Annotated in this window: 15 protein-coding genes and 1 tRNA gene; 11 read left to right on the forward strand and 5 right to left on the reverse strand. The window is 54.5% G+C overall.

Annotation, left to right across the window (positions count from 1 at the left end; translation table 11 throughout):
• The first annotated feature begins 453 nt into the window (after positions 1-453).
• The 3 genes from RDM37_RS06185 to RDM37_RS06195 are packed head-to-tail and all read left to right on the forward strand — an operon-like array spanning position 454 to position 5086.
• Positions 454-3072 (forward strand): DNA gyrase/topoisomerase IV subunit A, encoded by a 2619-nt coding sequence (locus RDM37_RS06185; protein WP_308555932.1) that lies wholly within the window; start codon positions 454-456, stop codon positions 3070-3072.
• Positions 3073-3089: 17 nt separating this feature from the next.
• Complete coding sequence (locus tag RDM37_RS06190) at positions 3090-4034, forward strand: DUF3316 domain-containing protein (protein WP_308555934.1); 945 nt, start codon at positions 3090-3092, stop codon at positions 4032-4034.
• A complete protein-coding gene (locus tag RDM37_RS06195) occupies positions 4031-5086 on the forward strand; it encodes a S41 family peptidase (RefSeq protein ID WP_308555936.1) in 1056 nt (351 codons plus the stop codon). The genes RDM37_RS06190 and RDM37_RS06195 overlap by 4 nt, the downstream gene beginning before the upstream one ends.
• Positions 5087-5181: 95 nt before the next feature.
• Here the strand turns inward: RDM37_RS06195 and RDM37_RS06200 are convergent.
• Positions 5182-5255 (reverse strand) — tRNA-Arg (locus RDM37_RS06200).
• Between the two features lie 463 nt (positions 5256-5718).
• Between RDM37_RS06200 and RDM37_RS06205 the strand changes: the two genes are divergently transcribed.
• The 3 genes from RDM37_RS06205 (at position 5719) to RDM37_RS06215 (ending at position 12201) form a co-directional block, all read left to right on the forward strand.
• Complete coding sequence (locus tag RDM37_RS06205) at positions 5719-8343, forward strand: leucine-rich repeat domain-containing protein (RefSeq protein WP_308555938.1); 2625 nt, start codon at positions 5719-5721, stop codon at positions 8341-8343.
• A gap of 746 nt (positions 8344-9089) precedes the next feature.
• Positions 9090-10982: a transcription termination factor Rho gene (gene rho / locus RDM37_RS06210; RefSeq protein WP_308555940.1), complete on the forward strand. Its 1893-nt coding sequence runs from the start codon at positions 9090-9092 to the stop codon at positions 10980-10982.
• A gap of 196 nt (positions 10983-11178) precedes the next feature.
• Positions 11179-12201, forward strand: a complete 1023-nt coding sequence (locus RDM37_RS06215) for a sporulation protein (protein ID WP_308555942.1) — start codon at positions 11179-11181, stop codon at positions 12199-12201.
• Positions 12202-12243: 42 nt separating this feature from the next.
• On the opposite strand, the gene cls is transcribed toward RDM37_RS06215, so the two are convergent.
• Genes cls through RDM37_RS06230 form a run of 3 tightly spaced genes read right to left on the reverse strand, consistent with a single transcriptional unit; the run spans position 12244 to position 15494 of the window.
• Positions 12244-13659: a cardiolipin synthase gene (gene cls / locus RDM37_RS06220; RefSeq protein ID WP_308555944.1), complete on the reverse strand. Its 1416-nt coding sequence runs from the start codon at positions 13657-13659 to the stop codon at positions 12244-12246.
• Positions 13660-13661: 2 nt separating this feature from the next.
• Positions 13662-14108: an acyl-CoA thioesterase gene (locus RDM37_RS06225; protein WP_308555946.1), complete on the reverse strand. Its 447-nt coding sequence runs from the start codon at positions 14106-14108 to the stop codon at positions 13662-13664.
• Positions 14109-14153: 45 nt separating this feature from the next.
• Positions 14154-15494, reverse strand: coding sequence for a U32 family peptidase (locus tag RDM37_RS06230; RefSeq protein WP_308555948.1), 1341 nt, complete (start codon positions 15492-15494; stop codon positions 14154-14156).
• A gap of 133 nt (positions 15495-15627) precedes the next feature.
• Between RDM37_RS06230 and RDM37_RS06235 the strand changes: the two genes are divergently transcribed.
• The gene (locus RDM37_RS06235; protein ID WP_308555950.1) at positions 15628-18117 is read left to right on the forward strand and encodes a patatin-like phospholipase family protein; all 2490 of its coding nucleotides are present in this window, start codon (positions 15628-15630) and stop codon (positions 18115-18117) included.
• Positions 18118-18249: 132 nt separating this feature from the next.
• Here RDM37_RS06235 and rplS read toward each other — a convergent pair whose 3' ends face one another.
• Complete coding sequence (gene rplS / locus RDM37_RS06240) at positions 18250-18615, reverse strand: 50S ribosomal protein L19 (protein WP_308555951.1); 366 nt, start codon at positions 18613-18615, stop codon at positions 18250-18252.
• A gap of 391 nt (positions 18616-19006) precedes the next feature.
• Between rplS and RDM37_RS06245 the strand changes: the two genes are divergently transcribed.
• Genes RDM37_RS06245 through RDM37_RS06260 form a run of 4 tightly spaced genes read left to right on the forward strand, consistent with a single transcriptional unit; the run spans position 19007 to position 22963 of the window.
• A complete protein-coding gene (locus tag RDM37_RS06245; RefSeq protein ID WP_308555952.1) occupies positions 19007-19660 on the forward strand; it encodes a PASTA domain-containing protein in 654 nt (217 codons plus the stop codon).
• The gene (locus RDM37_RS06250; RefSeq protein ID WP_308555953.1) at positions 19644-20768 is read left to right on the forward strand and encodes an RluA family pseudouridine synthase; all 1125 of its coding nucleotides are present in this window, start codon (positions 19644-19646) and stop codon (positions 20766-20768) included. The genes RDM37_RS06245 and RDM37_RS06250 overlap by 17 nt, the downstream gene beginning before the upstream one ends.
• Positions 20769-20798: 30 nt before the next feature.
• Complete coding sequence (locus tag RDM37_RS06255) at positions 20799-21788, forward strand: D-alanine--D-alanine ligase family protein (RefSeq protein ID WP_308555954.1); 990 nt, start codon at positions 20799-20801, stop codon at positions 21786-21788.
• Positions 21785-22963 carry an acyltransferase gene (locus RDM37_RS06260; RefSeq protein ID WP_308555956.1) on the forward strand — a complete coding sequence of 393 codons (1179 nt, stop codon included), beginning with the start codon at positions 21785-21787 and terminating at the stop codon, positions 22961-22963. The genes RDM37_RS06255 and RDM37_RS06260 overlap by 4 nt, the downstream gene beginning before the upstream one ends.
• Positions 22964-23130: the final 167 nt, after the last annotated feature.

Here is a 23130-nt window from a genome sequence, read left to right on the forward strand (position 1 = left end):
AAAAAATTCTTCGGAGGAATCAAATGAAACTTCGGAGGAATGAAATGAAACTTCGGAAGAAATAAATCGCGCCCACGTGGAAAAAGAAAAATATCCACGTGGAGATTTGAGATTTCCCACGTGGATATTCGAGAAAGGATGGGATCGGACGAATTTCCCCGTAAAGATATGTAAATAGAGATTAGAGGGCAGAGATTAGAGGTTAGAAGTTAGAGATTAGAGATCCGATCACTCTGATAGCTCCGATGGTTCCGATAGCTAACAGCCAACAGCTAATCCATGGCGGACACATTATATAATGAGCTCATCTATTCCCTCGCTTGTCGCTTATGTGTAGCTCCTGACAGAGCGACTATGATGCGTCAGCCCTAGCGGGGATTGGGTAGATTGATTGCCTTTGGCAGAAATGTTGTACCTTCGTAACGGCACCAGCCGAACGGATACCGAACTAATATGGATCAAGACAATCGCGACATAGAGCAAGAGCAGGAGATGGAGGAGACCTCTCCGACAGATATAGATGCGGCATCGACCAGCGCCGACCCGAGCGACGAGGGCTACGTGGCTCCCGAAGAGGAGGAGGGCGACGGACGCCTGCACACCCTCGGCGGGATGTACCGTCACTGGTTCCTCGACTACGCATCGTACGTAATCCTAGAGCGTGCGGTGCCTCACATCGAGGACGGACTCAAGCCGGTGCAGCGACGGGTGCTCTACACGATGCACCTGATGGAAAACGGCACCCTCCACAAGGTTGCCAAAATCGTCGGCGCTACGATGGCTTACCACCCACACGGTGACGCCTCGATCAACGATGCTTTGGTACAGCTCGGTCAGAAGGGCTATCTCATCGACACGCAGGGTAACTGGGGTAACATACTCACTGGCGACGAGGCGGCCGCTGGGCGATACATCGAGGCTAAGCTCTCTAACTTTGCCCTCGAGATACTCTTTGGCGACAAGATCACTCCCTGGATGAAGAGCTACGACGGTAAGTCGCGCGAGCCAGTTTACCTGCCCGCCCGCTTCCCCCTACTGCTGGCGCAAGGTGCCGAGGGCATCGCCGTGGGTCTCTCCTGCAAGATCCTACCGCACAATCCCAAGGAACTGATCGAGGCTGCCTGCGCTTACCTGCGTGGTGAGCCTTTTACCCTCTACCCTGACTTCCCCACGGGAGGTATCATCGACGTGGATCGCTACAGCGATGGTAAGCGTGGCGGACAGGTCAAGAGCCGTGCACGCATCGAGCGTATCGAGGATCGCGTACTGAGTGTGCGTGATCTGCCCTTTGGCAAAACAACCTCGACGCTCATTGACTCGATCCTCAAGGCCAACGACAAGGGTCTGATCAAGATCAAGCGCATAGACGATATGACTGCCGAGACGGCCGACATACGCATCTACCTACCCGTAGGGGTCTCGGCCGATAAGACGATCGATGGACTCTACGCCTTCACCGATTGCGAGGTCTCTATCTCGCCGAATGCTTGTGTCATCGAGGACGACAAACCACGCTTCCTCGGTGTGAGCGACCTGCTACGTCACTCGGTGGAGCATACGCGTGGCCTGCTACAGGAGGATCTGCGTCTACAGCTGCACGACCGGCAGGAGGAGTATATGGGAGCTTCGCTAGAGCGGCTCTTCATCGAGCATCGTATCTATAAGTTGCGCCCCTTTGAGGAGGCTCCTGATCAGCAGACCGCTCTGGATGTCATTCGCAAGGCTCTAGAGCCTATCGTGGGCGACTCCCTGCTAAGGCCCATCACGGACGATGACTTAGCACGCCTCCTAGAGATCAAGATGGCGCGGATCCTCAAGTTTAATCTAGAGAAAAACGAGCAACTCATCCTGCGCCTCACCGAGGAGATGGCGCAGATACAGCACCACCTAGACCATATCACCGACTACACGATACACTACTACCACTCGCTGCTAGAGGAGTATGGTGCTGGCTGGGAGCGGCGCACACAGATCGGACACTTTGGGACGATCGAAGCTACGAAGGTAGTCGAGGAGAACCTCAAGCTCTACATAGATCGCAAGATGGGCTTCGCCGGGACTGGCATCAAGGGTGGCGAGTATGTGTGTGACTGTAGCGAGATAGATGATATGATCGTCTTCTTCCGTGACGGCACCTATACGATTACGAAGATTGAGGAGAAGAAGTTCCTCGGCAAGGAGCGTGTCCTACATATTAATAAGTATGTGCGCGGCGACAAGCGAACGATCTACAATGCGATCTATCTGGATGGCAAGACGAAGACCTCGTTTATCAAGCGCTTTCACGTATCGGCCAGTGTGCGTGACCGTGAGTACGACTTGACGATGGGTACGCCAGGTAGCAAGGTGCTCTACTTCTCAGCCAATCCCAATGGAGAGGCGGAGAGCGTGACGATCAAACTGCTCCGCGGAGGTACCTCGCGACGCATCCTCTTCTTTGACAAAGACTTTGCAGACATTGCGATCAAGGGACGCACCGCCAAGGGCAACATCGTGACGCGCGCTCCGATCGAGCGCATATCCCTAAAGGAGCAGGGCGGCTCGACCCTCGGAGGACGCAAGGTGTGGTTTGACCCTGATGTGAACCGCATCAATTACAACAACCAGGGAGACTACCTGGGCGAGTTTGAGGCGAGCGACCGCATCCTCGTCATTCTGCCTTCGGAGCAGGTCTACACGACCGACTTTGGCGAGAGCAACCACTTTGCCGAGTCGCCCAAGGTTATCGAGAAGTATGACCCCGACAAGGTCTGGAGCGTCATCTACACCACACCGGAGGGGGTTACCTACATCAAGCGTGTCTCTATGCCAGATAGGAAGAAGCCACAACCGATCATAGAGCCCGAGGAGCAGCTCCTGGCACTGACCGACGAGGCTGAGGCGCAGTTTACCCTGATCACGAAGCCGCAAGGACGCAAGAAGGCGGCAACGATCGAGATCGCTGTGACTGAGTACGAGCTGCTCAAGAAGATCTCCGCACGTGGCAAGCGGATCACGGCACTACCTATCGACAGCTTTGAAAAGGTTGAGTCCGTAGCTGACGAGACGGAGGAAGAGCTAACCGACGAATAAGCTAAGCGACACGATCTATGAGACAAAGATTACGACAGATACTGCTAGCCCTTTGCGTGGGGCTATCCCTGATGGGTACGAGCCGCTCGCTCTCTGCGCAAGAGGCGGATACGACGACCACTACTACTACCACGACTACTACAACTACCACAACTACCACAACTACCACGACGGTTGCTACACCCTACCGGTTGCTCTACCTATCGCATGAGTTTCGCTTCGGGTGGAACAAGTTGTATAATGAGTACCTCTCACCGCTCTACTACCGTGGGCAATCGCTGGGTTACCGCTTCTCCTCAGAGGCGCCGCTCACGCAGTCGCACCCCGAGTGGCTCGTCCTGCAGAGCACACAGCTAGCCTATGCGCAGCTCCTCAACCCAGCACGCACTGGTGCTACCAGGCACCTTGCTTTCGACACGAAGTGGAGCTTCGTGCATCAGTGGCGCCTACCCTTTGGGATGGTCGTGGGCGTAGGTCCTGGCGTCCTGGTCGAGGGAGCTACCTCTTACAATGGGCGCAACCAAAACAACCCAGCCGATCAGCAGCTCAATGGCGACCTGACGGCACAAGCCTTGGCAGCCTACCGACTACGCATCGGGTGGTTCGTCGCTGACCTGCGCCTCCAGATGACCTCGGCACTGGTGGGTCTAGGCTTCGCACCTTATTATAATGAGTCTTACCTGCAGGCTTACTACTACGACAAGATCATCAACCACTTTGCCCTGCACACCTTCGGTCGGCGACACTACTACCAGATAGGTGTGTCTCTAGACATACCTATATGGCGCATCATGACGCTACGCATGAGCTACGACTACACTGACTCGGCAAGACGCATCCACTCCATCTATCGAGGCTTCTCGGGACACTATCTAAGAGTGGGTCTAGCCACTTACTTCCGCCCCTTCAGAGGCTACCAAGAGGTACATAATGCCAACCACACGACTGCCATCAGCTTATGAATCTAACGAGACTACATAGCGGGCTGGTCGGCCTGCTACTCCTACCCCTCCTGCTGGCCTGCACACCAGAGCCCAAGGAGCAGGGATACACACGAGACTATCAGACGAACTTTACGGCACTCTGGACGATCCTAGACGAGGGGTACTGCTTCTTTGACGACAAGCTCCCCGCCGCCGGCGACACGACCTGGAGCGACCTAAAGGAGATCTACACGCCGCTGGTACAGAAGTGCCAGTCGGAGGATGAGTTCTTCGATCTGATGGTAGAGCTGATGCGTCACCTCAAGGATGGGCATGTAAACCTCTTCGCACCTTTTGATGTAGGGGGGTGGAACATTTATGAGGGTTCTAGACATTGCCTCGATAGTCGCATACGCAACCTTTACCTGCGACCTCACGCGCGTCGTGCTGGCTCTATCTACTATACGCCTATCACCTACAATGGACACGCTGCTGACTCGATCGGATATATGGTGATCCCCTCTTTCTCCTCGGCCATCTCCTTGGCTCATCTACACGCTGTCTTTACCAGACTGGCGCACTGTCGTGGCTTGATCATCGATATGCGTAGCAATGGTGGCGGACTGCTGAGCAATGCGGATCGTCTGGCTAGCGTCTTGATCCCCTCCGACACGGTCGTAGGCTATATGAGTACGAAGACTGGCCCTGGGCACCAAGACTTCGGTCCGCTCAAAGAGATCAAGCTCGCTCGTGCGCCCATCAGTTGGCAGCGCCCTACGGTGATCCTCGTGGATCGTGGCACTTACAGCGCAGCGAACTCGCTGGTCGCTTATGTCAAGGGGACAACGCGCCACGTCCTCTTCATGGGGGATCGTACGGGTGGTGGTGGCGGCTTGCCTCGTAGTAGCGAACTGCCCAACGGCTGGTGGCTACGCTACTCCTCCTCGCGTATGTACGACGCTCAGCAGCAGAGCATCGAGGGAGGCATCGAGCCACACATCATCCAGGAGCAGACAGACGAAGCGACGGCGCAGCAACAAGATGCGCTCATCGAGCGCGCTATCACGATACTCCTCGAAGCTACGAAGTAACCCACCGCACACATCGGGAGACTATTGACTTTTGCAACAGTCTCATCTGACCTATACACGCAAAAAGAGCCTCCCATCTCGGGAGGCTCTTTTTGTGACCGCGGCAGGATTCAAACCTGCAACCTTTTGATCCGTAGTCAAATGCTCTATTCAGTTGAGCTACGCGGCCGATGAAAACTAAACCCTTAAAAAAACGACAAACAAGGGGTCTGAAACAATCGGAAGCTCACAAGTGTGAGGCGTTCCTCCCCGTTTGCAGATGCAAAGGTACAACATTTTTCGGAACCTGCAAGTCTTTTCCGCAAAAAACTTTCGACACCGAGAGCAGCCGCCTCCGCAAAAGAGACTACAACCAGCAGAGCTACAACAGAATAACCAGTGCTACAACTACCATTTTCCAAATATCTCAGTCCCCTCCACAAGTCCCCTCTACCGTTGCTACTTAGAGATCCCCACTCCCCTACAACCATCATGGACCCCAACTAATTGTATATAGGTATTCGCCCTGGGGCAAATCAGTATAGTTAGGTATTTCCAGCAGGGAGAATAGCCCGTAACTTTGCATTGATAAAAGGGAGTGCAACGAGTTGCACCGCTCCCCGATCACCTACTATTCAAATAAACATCTATCTATGCAACAGAAACGACTACGTTTTAGCACATTACTCTTATGCCTCCTGCTCCCGCTCATCGGGCAGCTGCAGGCGCAGACCATAGACTTGGGAGACTTTGCTAATCCCTCGTCACACTTCGACCAGAGCATCGGGCAGACGGCACCCTTTGACTTTGATTACCTCAGTAGCGTCACCCAGCAGATCTACACCGCTGCGGAGCTACAAGGACTAGAGGGCAAGGAGATCACCAAGCTCGCCTTCCAGATCTATCTGTCTGATGGCGAGTCCTACAACACGGAGTACACCAACGACCTCCAGATCTACCTCACCAACGTATCCGACGACCACTTTGAGCCAGTAGCTGGCAAGTATCACTGGTTACCTATCAATGCCGAGCAGGATCTCTATATGAAGAAGACGATCACGCTCGATCTGATGGACTTGACCATCGGTGGTAATAACGAGACCTCAAAGGCTGGAGTAGCCTATCACACGCTAGAGCTAGAGCTCGACAAGCCTTTTGTCTACACAGGGCAGTCTATCCTCCTCTCCGTACGCTCTAAGGCTAGTACTCCTGCTAAGGACAGCAGATCCTTTATCGAGTTCTGCAGCTATCCTAAGAATGTCAAAGAGATGCCCGTCCGCACAATCAATAAAGCGACAGACAAGGCTATCGACGAAGGCTTCGTCGGTGTACTCGGTGAGACCGCAGATCGTGGGCAGAAGGATCGTGCCGTGATGCGCATCACCTTCCGCGATGCCAGCACGCCTCAGCCTAGCTACGACCCGATACACCCTGTCGTACAGCTCACCGAGGCTGGATCTCTAGCCAAGTTGATGCAGGGCATGGATTTCCTCAAGTGCCAGTCTATCACGGTCTCTGGTCCGATGAATGCTGAGGACTGCCAGACAATCCGTGACAACATGGGCAATCTGACTGAGATCAACATCGCAGATGCGACCTTTGCTGAGGATCAGCTTTCCGAGGCTGCTTTTTATAATATGCCTCTCGTTCGCAAGGTGACACTCCCCCTAACCCTCAAGGTGGTTGGTGAGAGAGCTCTTGCTCAGATGTATAAGCTGGAGGAGGTCGTCCTCGGCACTCAGGTGACTAAGATATGCGATAGTGCCTTTGCGCAGAATAGCAGTCTCACCAAGCTCAGCCCGATGCCTGCGCTGACCTCTATTGGCAAATATGCCTTTAAGGAGTGTACCGCACTCACCACATTCCCCTGGCCTGAGACACTGACGACGCTAGACACGGAGAGCTTCTCTGGCTCTGGACTCACCGAGGTGCGCCTACCCAATGTCGCTGTCGTACCTGGCACCTGCTTCGCCAGCTGTAAGGCTCTTGCTAAAGTGTATCTAGGAGCCAAGACCACAGAGGTGATGTATGGCTCATTTGCTCAGTGCACGGCGCTGACAGATATTACTGTCGAGGCAGTGCAGCCGCCTAAGGCTCACATCAGGGCCTTCAATGGGCTCAAGCCTGCGAACATCAGCACCATCAATCTCTTTGTACCTGGTGATGCGCAAGAGGCCTACAAGGAGGCTAATGTTTGGAAGGGATTCCACATCGCTCCTATCCCAGGCACTGAGCCACAGGTCAAGAAGCATCTCCTCACCTATCGTGTCATCGGAGGGCATGGCACGCTATCGGCCACGCTGGCTATCGGCACCGCAATCCCTTCACAGACAGAGATCGAGGAGCATACGGCCATCACCTTTACCGCAGACCCTGAGCGTGACTACCTCGTCAAGAGCTTTAAGGTCAATGGTACAGAGACCGCGATGACCGCTGGAGAGCAAAACAGCCAGACGTATACGCTCAACATCGAAGAGCCCACAGAGGTGACGGTCGAGTTCGTCCATCGTCCCTATACGGTCACTTACTCTGTACGAGACAACGTGGGAGGCACGATCACAGCTACCTACAAGGGGCAGCCTCTCGAATCAGGAGCGACGACAGCTGCTGGGGAGTCTGAGACAATCATCTTCACGGCACATCCCGCAGAGCACTACCACGTCAAGAGGTGGGTCGTCAACGGTCAGGAGGGGCCCAAGCCTGCTGAAAACAATCAGTGGCAAGTGATCTCTGGCAAGGACTACGTCGTCGAGGTTATCTTCGAGCGTGACAAGGTCTACTATACGGTCGATGTATCACAGGAGGGCAATGGTGGCCCCATCTACCTAGAGGTAGGTGGCGTACGTAGTGCGCTCAAGAGCAAAGTGCCTGAGAATGCAGACATCCGTGTCTATGTCGAGCCAGACAAGGGCTATCGTCTAGACTACTGGATGGTCAATAGGGATCGCATCGACCCTGTCGATGGCTCGCTAGAGTACACGACCAAGGCAACGAAGGATCTACGCATCGTAGCCTACTATGCCAAGGTGGAAGAGGGCAACGCCATCGACGCGCCTACAGCGGGCACGGCAGACGTAGCTATTGCCCTAGAGGGTCAGACGATTACCCTAACCAGCAATACGGGCAGTGCGCTCGGCACCGTCGCCCTCTATGACTACGCAGGTCGTCTCATCGAGCAGCGTGTCGTAGCCGACAAGCTCTGCACGCTCACCGCTCCGCAAGCTGGCATGTACCTACTCTCTATCGGCACGACCACTGCTAAGGTCTGTGTCAAGTAAGGTGCTTATGTAGCACTCACATCCAAGCTTCCTAACCTTTACTATATAGGAGGCAACCCGTCAGGACGCACGGACGTGTCACCCGCTCATGGGGTAGGCGCGATCCGTGCGTCCTCTTTTTATTATTGCTGTCCGACTACGCTATTTCGACCCATCTTTAGTTTCCTACCTATGAAACTTTAGTTTCTCACCTATGAAACTCTAGTGTCCTACTTATGAAACTCCAGTGTCCTACCTATGAAACTCTAGTGTCACCCATATAAGACTCTTACCGGACAGCAATGTTTTTATGAAAGGAGGGATTAGAGGTTAGAGATTAGAAGACAGAGACGGGGGATGCTGTATCTGAACACTTTTTCGTACCTTTGCCTCCAGAAGTGGATGAGTCACTAGATCGACGCACTCCCTGGCTGTACAGATACAAAGAGTTGCACAAGACGATACAGCTTGTATGGAGAGGCTTACGATCTGTTACGGAGGTAGCTCTGGCTCTGCATCGACCTAGATAATAACGACCGAGCAGAGCGTCCCATATCACACAGGACTGACCCATCTCTCAGCCTATTCACACATTACACACCTTACTTAGGTCGACCACCATGCTAGCCTGCTGTCTCGCCACAGAGCCTGCTAGATCGTTGATTCCGTTGCCTCTATCATCTTGCTTGTAGCTCCCCAAAGCTCAGCGTGATAGCCCTTTGCAACAAGCCGTAAGGTGCATTTTATCCAGCTAACATCAGTACATCATGCAGAAGTACACCATCGTAGATCTCAATGGTATGACGGAGGAGCAACTCAAAGAGGTTGCCTCCCAACTAGAGATTACCAAGATGGCCTCCGAAAAGAAAGAGGTCATCTACCAAATTCTAGACGCTCAGGCAGAGGCTGTAGCTACCCAGACGGTCGAGCAGCAGCAGAGCAACAAGCGCAAAGAGCGACAGAGCAACTCCCGCAATAACAAAGCAAATAAAGAGGAGAAAAAGGACGCCAAAGACGAGAGCAACAAGTCTGAGCAAAAGAACAAATCGAACGCGCGACAGAACAAGCGCACCGATAAAACAGACAAGGCAGACGCAACCAACCAGCCCTCTGAGATAGATCGCCAAGAGGCTATCGCTATCGTCGAGGAGGCTGCCGCTACACAGTCTGAGGAGAAGGGCGCAAGGCGCAACAACCAGCGCAATAATAAGGAGCGCAACAACCGCAATAACAAGCGTCAGGAGCAGACGAACCAATCTGATAAGGAAAACAAGGAGAGCAAGGAGGAGAAGCGCCCCTCAGACAAGCGTCCTCAAGCTAAGCAAGACACAGAGGAGCAGCAGGAGGAGACGCCTATGGTCTTTACCCATCCCGATGCTGACTCACTACTAGGCGAGGTGCTGAGCGAGTCTCACAGTGATCATAGGGATCACAAAGAGGCCGAGGCAGACTCTGACGAGCCTGCACAAAAGGGTAAGCAGCAACACAACAAGAGCAAAGAGCAAGAGGAGGAAGAGACTTCATACGACTTCTCCAATATCCTGACCGCTAGCGGACTGCTAGAGGTGTCGCAAGAGGGATACGGCTTCCTTCGTAGCTCAGACTACAACTACTTCCCCTCACCTGACGACATCTACGTCCCTGCAGACATCATCAAGAAGTGGCACCTCAAGACGGGTGACGTCATTGAGGGTAGCATACGTCCTCCAAAGGGTAATGAGAAGTACTTCCTACTACAGAACATCCTACTCGTCAATGGTCGCCACCCCAAGGACAATCTGGATCGTGTCTCCTTTGACATGCTGACGCCTCTCTTCCCAGAGGACAAGTTTAAGCTAGAGTCACAGGGCATCGCAGCTGTCTACGACAAGACCGCCATGCGCATCGTGGATCTGGTCACCCCCATCGGCAAGGGACAGCGTGGACTCATCGTTGCTCAGCCTAAGACCGGTAAGACGATGCTACTCAAGGACATTGCCAATGCGATATCTGCCAATCATCCTGAGGTCTACATGATCATCCTTCTGATCGACGAGCGTCCTGAGGAGGTGACCGATATGGCGCGCAATGTCAATGCTGAGGTGGTTGCCTCGACCTTTGACGAGCCTGCCGACCACCACGTGAAGCTTGCTGAGCTGGTACTCGCCAAGGCTAAGAGCATGGTCGAGAGTGGTCACGATGTGCTCATCATGCTAGACTCGATCACACGCCTCGCACGTGCTTACAATACGGTACAGCCCACCTCGGGCAAGATCCTCTCGGGAGGTATCGAGGCTAATGCGCTGCAAAAGCCGAAGCGATTCTTCGGAGCTGCGCGAAACATCGAGCACGGCGGTAGTCTCACCATCTTAGCGACGGCTCTGACCGAGACGGGCTCTAAGATGGATGACGTTATCTTTGAGGAGTTCAAAGGTGCTGGCAATATGGAGCTACAGCTCGATCGTCGCCTGTCCAACAAGCGCATCTTCCCCGCTATCGACATCCTCGCTAGTAGCACCCGTCGTGATGATCTCCTACTAGACTCGACGACGTTACAGCGCATGTGGATCCTACGCAACCACCTATCGGATATGAATACGGTAGAGGCGATGGAGTTCCTCAAGCAGCGCATCGAGCTGACGGAGACCAACCTAGAGTTCCTCGCCTCGATGAACGACTAAGTCTCGATGAGTCACTAGCCACCAAGGAGTTAACGACAACTATCCGCACTTCCGCTCCGCACCACATGCTCCAGTTCGTGGAGATTGCTTAACTTTGTGGTGAGGAGCGGAAGTCTTCCACCTCCCCTTCCTCGAGGGTGCTACACATGTAGCCTATCTCGACTCGTAATCATCCACTCTTAGCCTGTACATCTCAATGTATCGCATCGGAGATATCTTAGAGCAAGCTCTACTACTGCACGACTGCGTCGTACTCCCCACGATAGGAGCCTTCATCGTGGAGCAAACGCCTCCACTCTATGACAAGGATCTCAATGTCATCACGCCAGCAGGGCAGCGCATCTCATTCAACGCCTCTCTAGTAGATCGTGACGGCATCCTAGACAGTTGCTACGCACGCACCCTAGGGCTATCCGTACGCAGAGCGCGCCTAGTGGTAGACTCCGACGTGACCGTGATCAGGCACCAGCTATATCAGTCGGGGTCTCTAACTATCGGCTCCAACCTCGGCACCCTCACGCTACAGGAGAGCGGCGAGCTACTCTTTACGCCTGTACAGGAGCGACAAGGGCTGAGATCGATACACTCTTACGGGCTCTACCCTCAGAGTTGCTTGCTCCCAGCCGTCGCGCCAGTCGATCATACTGCTACGGAGCCTGCCAGTGAGACGAAGAGTGATCGGAAGTATTGGACGGTACGTATCAATCGGACTGCGGCCAATTGGGCTGCAGCGGGTGCTATTTGCTTCCTCTGTCTACTACCCATCAGCTCTGACAGTAACCCTGATCGTTACAGTGCGGGCTTCGTTCCTTACGGCTGGCTCGACGAGGCGAGCGTGGTGACGCCAGAGCAAAAGCAAGCCAAGCCCAGCATAGCTCTAGCTCCAAAAGCTGAAACACAGGAGGAGATCGTCTCTGCGACTCCAGAGCATGCCACATCCTCGCCTCTAGTTATCACGCACGACGAGGCTTTACAGCAAGGGAGCCACGCTGTCGTCGTTGGGGTCTTCAAGGGGCCCAAGCGTGCAGAGCGGTTTATCGAAGAGGTCACAGCAGACCAGACTCAGACCGAAGGGGTCTCCCTACAGATCGTCCAGGAGTCCTCTCGCTGTCTCGTCATCGCAGGCATCAGTTCCTCTGAGGAGCGTGCAGGCGAGCTACGTCGCTCCGTCTCCGCGCTATCCGACAGCTTCGCCGGAGCTTGGATCTACGCACTTTAGTAGCGTTTTTACCGCCACTACGCGACCACTCAAACAAGTAATTTATATCAAAGGTGTCAGCAGACGCATCACGCCATGAGTGATACGTCTCCACAACCTATTGCGTCGTGGGGCTACCCTACGACACAGAGCGAGTGTTGTCTCAAAGCTATCGACAAACTGCCGTGCGACCTCCGATGAGTAGGCAATGGTTGTCAGATCGAAGTTGTACTCAAAGCTTCTGAAGTCTAGGTAGGGTGTCCCCGTCACCACACGCTCCTTATCGATCACCGCATAAGTAGCCTCACGTAGGCCGTCATAGTAGTATATCTCCACGCCAGCCCGTAGCAAATCGGTAAAGAAAGCGTGCGAAGCCTTAGGAGCCAGCCAGCTACGACCACGACGAGGTAGGATCACCCGTACCTGCACCCCTGAGAGTGCCGTGGAGATCAGTGCCTGCTGTATGCTAGAGGTGGGGATCAAGACTGGCGACTCGATGTAGAGCGACTGACGCGCCTGCAGGAAGGCGTGCGTGAAGATCATCTCTAGCGAGGGGAAGTCGTCCGTAGGATGCGTTGGGAAGATCTGCATCTTGATCGGCTCAGCTGTGGGCGCGGTAGCGGAGCTCTGCTGTGGCGAGAGCAGTTGCTGCGTTGCTACGTACCAGTCTAGCGCAAAGCTGTACTCCAGTTGACGTACCACAGCACCAGTCATACGCAGATGAGTCGTCGCCAGAGGTTGCGCCCCTTGAGGCAGATGATGCAGCTCCGAGAGTAGCACGTTGCCCCCTGTAAAGCCTACGGCACCATCTACCACCACGAGGTTGCGATGGTTACGATAGTTCACACGGCTCGTAAGCAGTCGAAAGCGTACGGGGAGAAAGGCAGCAACCTGTCCGCCCAACTGCTCCATCCGCTTGCGATAACACCGACTCAAGCTTCGCGACCCAACGTCATCGTAGAGCCAGTAGAGAGCTACGCCCTCCTGAATGCGCTCTGCGAGTAGATCTAGCAAAGCGTCTAGCCATGGGCCCTCCTCGATGCGGTACAGCTCGATGTAGATGTAGTGCTGCGCCTGTGCAATAGCCTCCCGACAAGCGGCAAGCCACTCGTGACTATCGTCGTAGTGCGTCAGCTCATTAGCCGTGGTCAGGGGCGTATCGGTCAGTCGCTCGATAAGAGCGGATAGCGATGTGAGCTTACGATCGGTAACCTCCTCAACCTCCTCGACCTCCGTGCTAGACAGCGACTGAGTCTCTACAGGAGCATCCGAGAGCGATCGCCTCACCTCCACATCGATCAGTTGCTTGCGTCTCAGCGAGTAGCCGAAGATGATGTAGAGCAAGAGTCCCACGACAGGAAGAAAGGTGACGACCAGCAACCACGGGATCGAAGAGACCGCACTACGCTCCTCCCCTAGCACGATCACTATGCCCCCAATAACAGAGAGGAGATAAAGGAAGAAGAGGAGCTCAGCCATCGCTAGAGGATCGTTAAGTCATACGGATGACTCTCGCTGTAGGCCTCAGCACGAGCCATGATACCATCGAAGCACTCTCCACGGGTCGTTCGTCCGTTCTGCACAGCGACCGCCTCGACCACGCCCGAAGCGCACTTCACGCCGTCACTACGTACGATGACCTGGTCGAAGATGAGCTTAGCCCCCTCACGTCTGGCACGCAGTGCCGTGTGAAAGGTGTCACCACTACGCAACGAGCGATGATAGGTTATAGAGACCTTGTAGACGAAGAGATCAAGCCCCTCGTCGTGCATCTCAGCAAAGCTATCGCCCAGTGCCAGCCAAAACTCGTGGCGCGTGTGCTCCATGTAGCACTGATAGTTGCTATTGTTGACCACTCCCTGGAGGTCGCACTCGTAGTCTCGCACCTTGAGCGTGAGACCATACTGATATTTGATTGGTTGTTTCATAGACCTAGTTTCCTCTTTGGTAAAATGGCTTCTAAATAAGCTCGGCTACCCCTTGAAGTGCTGTACCTCCGTACGCTCTCTAAATAGGTAGAGCTTGTCATTCGCCCGCACCTTGCGCGGTACAGGGATGGAGATGCGTTGCCCCTTGGTAGCACGAGAGACCGGCTCCAGCTCGTAGCGCATCTCCGAGAGCGTCATATCGACCACGCCCGTCGTCGGTCCGATGATCAGGATGCGATCATCCAGTGCCAGCTCGCCACTCTCTACCTCCACCTCGGCGACTCCTATCTTGCTAAAGTACTTAACAATGTGAGCTACGTACTCCTTCTCACGCACAGCACTAGAGCCGGCAAAAGGTGTCCACTCGCCCAGCCGCTGACCGAGATAGTAACCATCCCAAAAACCTCTGTTGAAAACCTCCCGTAGCCGCTCATTCCACTGCGCTATCCGAGCTTCATCGTAAGTACCCGCACAAACAGCATCGATAGCTTCGCGGTAGCACTGCACCACCGTAGAGACATACTCCGGGCCACGAGCACGACCCTCTATCTTAAAGACCGTGACACCCGCCAGCATCATCTTATTGATGAAGTGGATCGTCTTCAGATCCTTTGGCGACATAATGTTCGGATGGGTCACCTCTAGCTCGACCCCCTGACGATCATCGTAGACGCGGTAGCCACGGCGACAGATCTGTGCGCAGCTACCCCGATTGGCACTCGTATCTTGATGATGCAGACTCAGATAGCACTTGCCCGAGACCGCCATGCAGAGTGCCCCGTGGGCAAACATCTCTATCTCCACCAGCCTTCCCGACGGCCCGACGATATGCTCCTCAGCTATCTTACGTCTGATCTCTGCCACCTGATCTAGATTCAGCTCACGAGCCAAGACCACCACATCGGCAAACTGTGCGTAGAAGCGCAAAGCCTCCCAATTGCTAATGTTGAGCTGTGTAGAGAGATGCACTTCCAGCCCCAGGCGATGCGCCTCCATCAGGGTCGCCACATCGGCAGCGATCACCGCCGTGACCTGCGCCTCCTGCGCATGGTAGAGGATCTCGCGAAGCAGCGTTAGGTCCTCGTCGTAGATGATCGTATTGACCGTCAGGTAACTCTTCACGTCACTCCTCCGGCAGGTCTCCACGATACGGTAGAGATCATCTGTCGTAAAGTTGTAGGCAGACTTAGCCCGCATGTTGAGCGCCTCAATGCCAAAGTATATGCTATTCGCTCCAGCACGTATCGCAGCACTCAAGCTCTCATACGACCCCACAGGAGCCATCACCTCATAGCGGCTAGGGTCACGCAGCTCCTCGGGGAGCGTCACCAACTCACGCTTTATAATCGAGTCGGTCGTCTCTATTCTCTCTGCACGTTCATTCATAAGGACAAAGATACAAACTTACCCTCAAGCGACCGCATCCGTCGATCCACACGCTAGCACTTCATTTTTCCAAAAAGCGTACATTTGTACTCCACCCTGTCCATTGCTTACGCTCCCAAATGACACACGACCTATGATCTCGCGTATCTATACAAAACGACCATCGATCCTACTCACTAGCCTAATCTTATGTATCATAGCTCTCTGCGCTCCTACCACGATGCAGGGGCAGCAGAGCGACAACGTCGGCGATAGTACTCAGATGCGCTGTGGCTTAGTGCTCAGTGGCGGTGGAGCTAAGGGACTAGCACACATTGCGCTCCTCGAGCTGATTGACTCACTGCAGATACAGGTGGACTACCTCTCTGGCACCTCTATGGGTGCCGTCGTGGGCGGTCTCTACGCAACGGGCTACAGTGCTGCGGAGATCAAAGAGATGGTGCGTCAGGAAGACTGGGGACGTGTCTTGAGCAATCGTCTACCTTACGACAAGGTAGATATGTGTGAGAAGGAGGATTACGGGACTTACACCCTAGAGTTCCCCATCCGTCGAGGTGTTCCTAAGATTCCCTCTTCACTTATTGAGGGACAGTACTTGATGGAGGTGCTGATGCGCTACACCTTCCCCGTGCGGCATATCAAAGAGTATGACCAGATGCCTATACCGCTACAGCTCGTAGCTTCGGATGCTGGGAGTGGCGGAGCCTACGTGATGACCTCCGGGGCGTTACCACTCTCTATACGAGCTAGTCTAGCGATCCCCGCCGTCTTCGCGCCCGCCATTATCGATGGCAAGCTACTAGTCGATGGCGGTCTCGATCGCAACTTTCCCGTCGAGGAGGTGCGTGCTATGGGGGCAAACTTCGTCATCGGTAGCTATACGGGGGTTAGACTGCGAAATGCGGAGGAGCTAGAGCACAGCTCTATCGGTGTCATCCAGCAGTCTTATGCCCTCCTGACCAAAAAGGAGGTAGAGCGTCAGGTAAGTCAAGTAGACGTGATGCTAGACTTCTCTCAAGCACTCATAGACTACACCTCGGCAGACTTTAGTCAGCGTGATCGGATCATAGCCCTCGCCGAAGCGGAGGCTCACAAACTCTTGCCTCAGCTCATCGCGCTTAAGGCGCAGCAAGTCGCACAGGGCATCAACTATCAGAAGCGACAGCTCGCCACGGTCTCCATCCCGATCCAGCAGGTCAAGATCACGGATCAGTGGGGTGCGCCCCTAGAGCAAGCCGAGACGGAGTTCATTCGCAGCGTGATTGGGGAGGATCTCTCGCTCCTCGACTCCGTAGACCTCCTCCAGCAGCGCATCGACATGCTCATGGGCTACAATCGCTATGCGCAGGTATACTATACCTATGAGTCAGACTCGACTGCCACGGGAGGCAACGAGGTGAACACACTACACTTCTTTATCAAAAAGAAGCCACAAGCACTCCTCCGCGTCGGAGCTTACTACGACCCTTACGAGTCTGCAAACATCATTCTCAACACCTCACTCAGAGACCTACTCCTATCTAACTCACACCTCTCAGCCAAGCTCGCCATATCTCAGTACCCCAAGCTGCGGGCTAGCTACTACAAGTGGTTTGACGATAGCTACTCCTACTGGGTCAGTCCCTACATCTCCCTACGTCTGGATCGCAATGACGACCTCTATCTACGCTACCTCTCGCAGATAGAGAACCATACCGAGGCAACCTTCTATCAAGGCTCCATAGCCACCGGCTTGAAGATGGGCTATGCCCTGTCACCTCAGTCTGAGATAACACTCGGCGTGCAGTACGGCTTGATGTATCTGTGGCAACCGCAGACGCCCTTTGACCATGAGAAGACAGGAGCAGCACAGGCGGCCAACCTTGAGCCAATACCCTTCAACTACTTCAACCAGCTCATGCAGGCCAACAAGCAACCTAAGCTAAGCTACCGCCACGGCACCTGGACGATGAACCTAGCTTACCAGCAAAACAGCTTGAATCGGAAGGCTTTTGCTACACGAGGTAACCACTTCGCCCTAACGGCAGAGCTGACGCTAAAGAACGCCTACGCGCTCTCCCCACTCTCTGAGGATGCCACGGAGAGCCAGAAGCAGATTCACAATATGCTCAATCCCGAGGAAAGTTTATCCCCCCAACAGGGGCCTCTACTACATCTCTCGATCTATGAGCACGTAGTCGCTCCACTGGGCCGGAGGGTAGCACTACACGGTCGCCTCTTCGGCGGGGTCAACTTAGACCTCGGCAAGCCTTGGCAGGAGAGTTTTCACTACGACAGCTACCTCTTCTTGAGTCAGAAGTTTCACCTCGGGGGCTTTGCCAATCTAGGTATGGACAATCAGACCATCTTCTCAGGACTACGATACAGAGAGTACCCTGTCAACAACCTCGCAGCACTCTATCTAGGCATCCAGTACACCCCGATCAAGTCTCTCTACATCACGCCACACGTCAGTGTCGGCATGGACATTCAGGCGCCCAATGTGCGGGACAGTGACCTCCTCTACGGAGCGGGCATAGATCTCGACTACGACTCCCTGATAGGTCCTATCAAGCTCTCTTTCAGCCGGTCAAACGTCCTCCGTGCCTCACGCTTCTTCTTTAGCCTCGGCTATGCTTTCTGATAGCAGTGCACACCCTGTAAGGCAGCTACCGACCATGGCACGATGATGAGATGACGCCATGCGACACAAAAAGAGGCTCCCCGATTGTTCGAGGAGCCTCTTCTTATTTGTTTTAGAGCTAGCGACGTCTGTTTACTTAACGCTGGCAGAGAGGGTACGACGCTCACGGATGCGAGCAGCCTTACCACGACGATCGCGTAGATAGTAGAGCTTAGCGCGACGTACCTTACCGTGACGCTCTACATGGATCTCCTCGATAAAGGGGCTGTTGAAGGGGAAGATACGCTCTACGCCCACACCGTCTGAGATCTTGCGTACGGTGAAGCGACGCTGGTCGCCATGACCGCTGATGCGGATGACCGTACCACGAAACTTCTGGATACGCTCCTTGTTACCCTCCTTAATACGGTAGTCCACGACGATCGTGTCTCCGGGGGCAAACTTAGGTAGCTGCTTGCCACTCTGAAAGTCTTCTTCGACTAGCTTGATAAAGTCCATAATGCTGTATTACTTTTTTGATTAGCTATGAGCTAAACGCAATATACACAGGCGACTGGTGAGACCTAGATCTAGTGGCTCGGTCTCTCTTCCTGCCAGAGATTACGCAAAGCTGACGGCAAAGGTACAAAAATCTTGGAGATAAACAACTCCCTCCACCGAACGAGCACAGGACTGACGCATCATGAGGCTGTTGGCTGTTAGCTGTTGGCTGTTGGCTAGAGGCACTAGGTCCCTAGCTCTCCGACCCACTCCGATTAGCTCCGATCCCTCTAACTTCTAATCTCTAACTTCTAACCTCTAACCTCTAATCCCTATTTACTTACCCTAATGATGCGACACTATCAAATTATCGTTACCTTTGCATAGTCTCCGCTAATAGATATACCCTATGCGACGTCCTATCATACTGATTAACATTGGTCTGATGATCCTAGCGTCAGTCATCATTGTCGTCCTGGCACTCGTCTGGATGAACCTCTTCACACGCCACGGATCATCTGTCGAGATACCTGACATATATGGCCTCCCTGCGAGCGAGGCGGTGAGCCTTCTAGACAAAGCTGATCTGCGCTACGAGGTGATCGACTCGGTCTACACCACAGAAGTACCCAAGGGGGCGGTCTACGACTTGACCCCTAAGGCGGGTAGTCGGGTCAAAGCGGGACGTATCATCTTCCTCACACTCAACGCTTCCTCTCCTCGCAACGCCATCATCCCCTCGCTCGTCGATGTATCCGAGCGACAAGCACGAGCGCGTCTCGTCAGCCTTGGCTTCGAAAACATCACCCCCAGTTACGTAGCAGGATCCTTTGACGACCTAGTCATGGGCGTGCAGCTACCTTCAGGACAGACCCTTGCACCAGGTACCCGCGTACCGCTCGCCACGCCACTCATACTCCTAGTCTCTGTGGCTACTAGTGACAGCATACCGCATGGAGCTTTCACGCCTTACGACTCGATCTCGGGAGCGGGTGGATACGCTGCCCCAGCTGACTCGACCACACAAATTCTAGAGCCTGACGAGGATGAGTCCTGGATGTAATCCCGATAGGGAGTCACTTCCCCTCGAGGAGCAGGAGCTAGAGGCCGACCTCATCGCTACCGACGAGGAGGATCAGTGGGTCGCAGGGACACACGGCGAGGAGCTCTACGAGCATTACCGTGTGCAGGTAGATCCTGGGCAGACACCGCTACGCATCGACCGCTTTCTAGTGGATCGTATGCCACACACTTCGCGCCATCGTATACAGCTTGCCGCCAAGGCGGGACTCATCTGGGTGGATGGCGAGCCTGTCAAGAGCAACTACAAGGTCAAGCCCCAGGAGACCATCACGATGATGCTGGCGCATCCGAAGCAGGACTGGTCGATCACTCCGGAGGACATACCGCTCGACATAGTCTATGAGGACGATCAGCTGCTGGTGGTCAACAAGCCCGCAGGCATGGTCGTACACCCAGGTCACGGCAACTACAGTGGCACGCTCGTCCACGCGCTTGCTTACTACTTGCGTAACGACCCGCTCTATGATCCGAACGATGCTTCCGTAGGGCTGGTGCATCGCATTGACAAAGATACCAGCGGACTACTCCTCGTGGCGAAGCGTACGGAGGCTAAGATACGACTAGCGAGACAGTTCTTCCTCAAGACTACGGGGCGACGCTACCAAGCACTCGTCTGGGGCAAGCTTGACCAACCGCAGGGGACGATCGAGGGCAATATAGCTCGTGACCCGCGGGACCGAACCCGTATGACCGTCTACCCCCCAACGAGTGAGATAGGCAAGCCGGCCGTGACCCACTACACGCAGCTGGAGCGACTGGGCTTTGTGACGCTCATAGCGTGTGAACTGGAGACGGGGCGCACCCACCAGATACGTGCTCACATGAAGTCTATCGACCACCCGCTCTTTGGCGATGAGCGCTATGGGGGCGACCAGATCCTCTGGGGGCAGCGCACCAGCTCCTACCAGCAGTTTGTCAATAACTGCCTCAAGATCTGTCCCCGCCAAGCATTGCACGCTGAGACCCTCGCCTTCGACCACCCCGTGACGGGTGAGCGGATGCACTTCTCGGCACCACTGCCCGACGATATGAGCCAGCTCATAGACAAGTGGAGACGCTATGTAGCACCGCTCGAACTCTCTAACTAAAAGAACCATTGCAATATCCCATCACACCTTATGGACAAACCCAATATTGCGATCATCTGTGGCGGATACTCTGGCGAGGCGGAGGTCTCGCAGCGTAGTGCCCAGACGATCCTCAAGCAGATTGATCAAACCCTCTTCACCCCCTATCTAGTCACCATCACCAGAGAGACATGGAGCGTGACCGATGCTGAGGGGAAGGCGGGAACGATAGATCGTGCACTAGTCGCACGCTTTGGCGCAACCGAAGTGACCTTCGCACTAGCTTACATTACCATCCACGGCACCCCTGGAGAGAATGGTCTCCTACAGGGTTACCTAGACATGCTCGGCATCCCCTACACGACAGGCGGCGTGCTCTGCGAGGCTTTGACCTTTAATAAGGAGGCGTGCAACGCTTACCTAGCGCATCACGGCCTGCGCATCGCTCGCTCCCACTGCCTCCGCAATCACACCCAACAGCTCTCACCCGAAGAGCAAGAGTTGATCGAGTCTCGTCTGCGCCTGCCGCTCTTTGTCAAGCCCAACACCGGAGGCTCCAGCATCGCTACAACGCGCATTGACCAGTGGGAGCAGCTGCCCTCAGCCGTAGCGGACGCTTACTCCGCAGCACCCGACGTCCTCGTCGAGGAGTGCATCGTCGGCACCGAGGTGACCTGCGGATGCGTGATCCTACCCGACGACTCTTTTGCCCTGCCAGTCACAGAGGTGGTCGCGCACGACACTTTCTTCGACTATGACGCTAAGTACTACGGCAAGAGCGATGAGATAACCCCCGCACGCATCTCACCAGAGCAGACACAGCGCGTACAGGAGACCTCGCTGACGATCGCCCATCTACTAGACTGCTACGGCTTCGTACGTATAGATTACATCATCGAGGCGGACGGCATACCCACCCTGCTAGAGGTCAACACGACCCCGGGCATGACGGAGGCCAGCTTCATCCCGCAGCAGGTACGTGCAGCTGGTCTACAGCTGAGCGACCTCATCACACGTATCATCAAGAGCAAACTATCATGACCACACACACAGCCCCACAGCCGTACGAGTACGACTCTATACGTCCCTACCTTGACGAAGAGGTGCCAGCTGTCGTTGCCCAGCTAGCCAACCAACCTGAGCTACGTCACGTCCTATCGGCACTGCTCTCGGAGGAGGAGACGACTGCGCTCCTAAAGCACCTAAAGAGCATCCAGAGTGTTGATGCTTTTAAGGAACTCATCTCCTACCCCCTCGTGGTCAAGCTAGCGAAGCAGACCACTTTCTCCGTATCCCTTAGCGGAGCCAGTAGACTAGGCGGAGATCTGCCCACGACCTTTGTCACAAACCACAGGGATATCATACTCGACTCCGCATTTCTCAATCTAGTCATGCGAGAGCGCAACTATCTGATGCCACGCATCGCTATCGGCGACAACCTCTTCGGCAGACCGTGGATCGAGGCGGTGGTCAAGCTCAACGACTCTTTTGTCGTGCGTCGCTCGCTACCGATCCGGCAGATGCTTCTAGCCGCTCAGGCGCTCTCTGCCTTTATCGACCAGAGCATACAGCAGGATCACAAGTCGGTATGGATCGCCCAGCGTGAGGGACGCGCCAAGGACAATAGCGACCAGACACAGCCGAGCGTTCTCAAGATGATCGCTTCCTCGCAAAGCAGCGACCCGCTGACCCAGCTGATGCGGGTCAACATCGCCCCCACCACTATCAGCTACGAGTACGACCCTTGCGACATCCTCAAGGCGTGCGAGCTACTATGGCGCAAGCATCACCCCAACGAGCAGTATGTCAAGGGTGGCGAGGAGGACCTGCTCAATATGAAGACAGGTCTACTCGGCTACAAGGGACGCGTACACTTTGCCGTCGGCACGCGTCTCAACGAACTGATCACGACTGAGCTAGAGGCCGAGCTACGAGCCCTACCCAAGCAGCAGCTCTACCCGCGCATCGCTACGATCATCGACACGGAGCTACACAGCAACTACCGCCTATACCCGATCAACTACATCGCCTACGACCTCCTCCACCCTGACAAGGCGCACCCGAAGGAGCTCTACAGCGAAGCTGACAAGGAGAAGACGCTTCGCTACCTCGATGAGCAGATTGCGAAAGCACCGACTGACGCTTACAGTACCGACGAACTGCGCACGCAGCTCCTCCAGATGTATGCCCAGCCACTGATCAATGCACAGAACTAGCGGTTGGCGGTTGGCTGTTAGCTGTTAGCTGTTGGCTGTTAGCTGTTAGCTGTTGGCTAGGGATACTAGTGGCACTAGGGCCACTAGAAGCACTAGAGTCACTAGCTTTCTAACTTCTAATCTCTAACCTCTAATATCTAATCTCTAACTTCTAATCTCTTTTTCGT

The sequence above is a fragment of the uncultured Porphyromonas sp. genome (assembly GCF_902489635.1).
GTDB lineage: Bacteria > Bacteroidota > Bacteroidia > Bacteroidales > Porphyromonadaceae > Porphyromonas.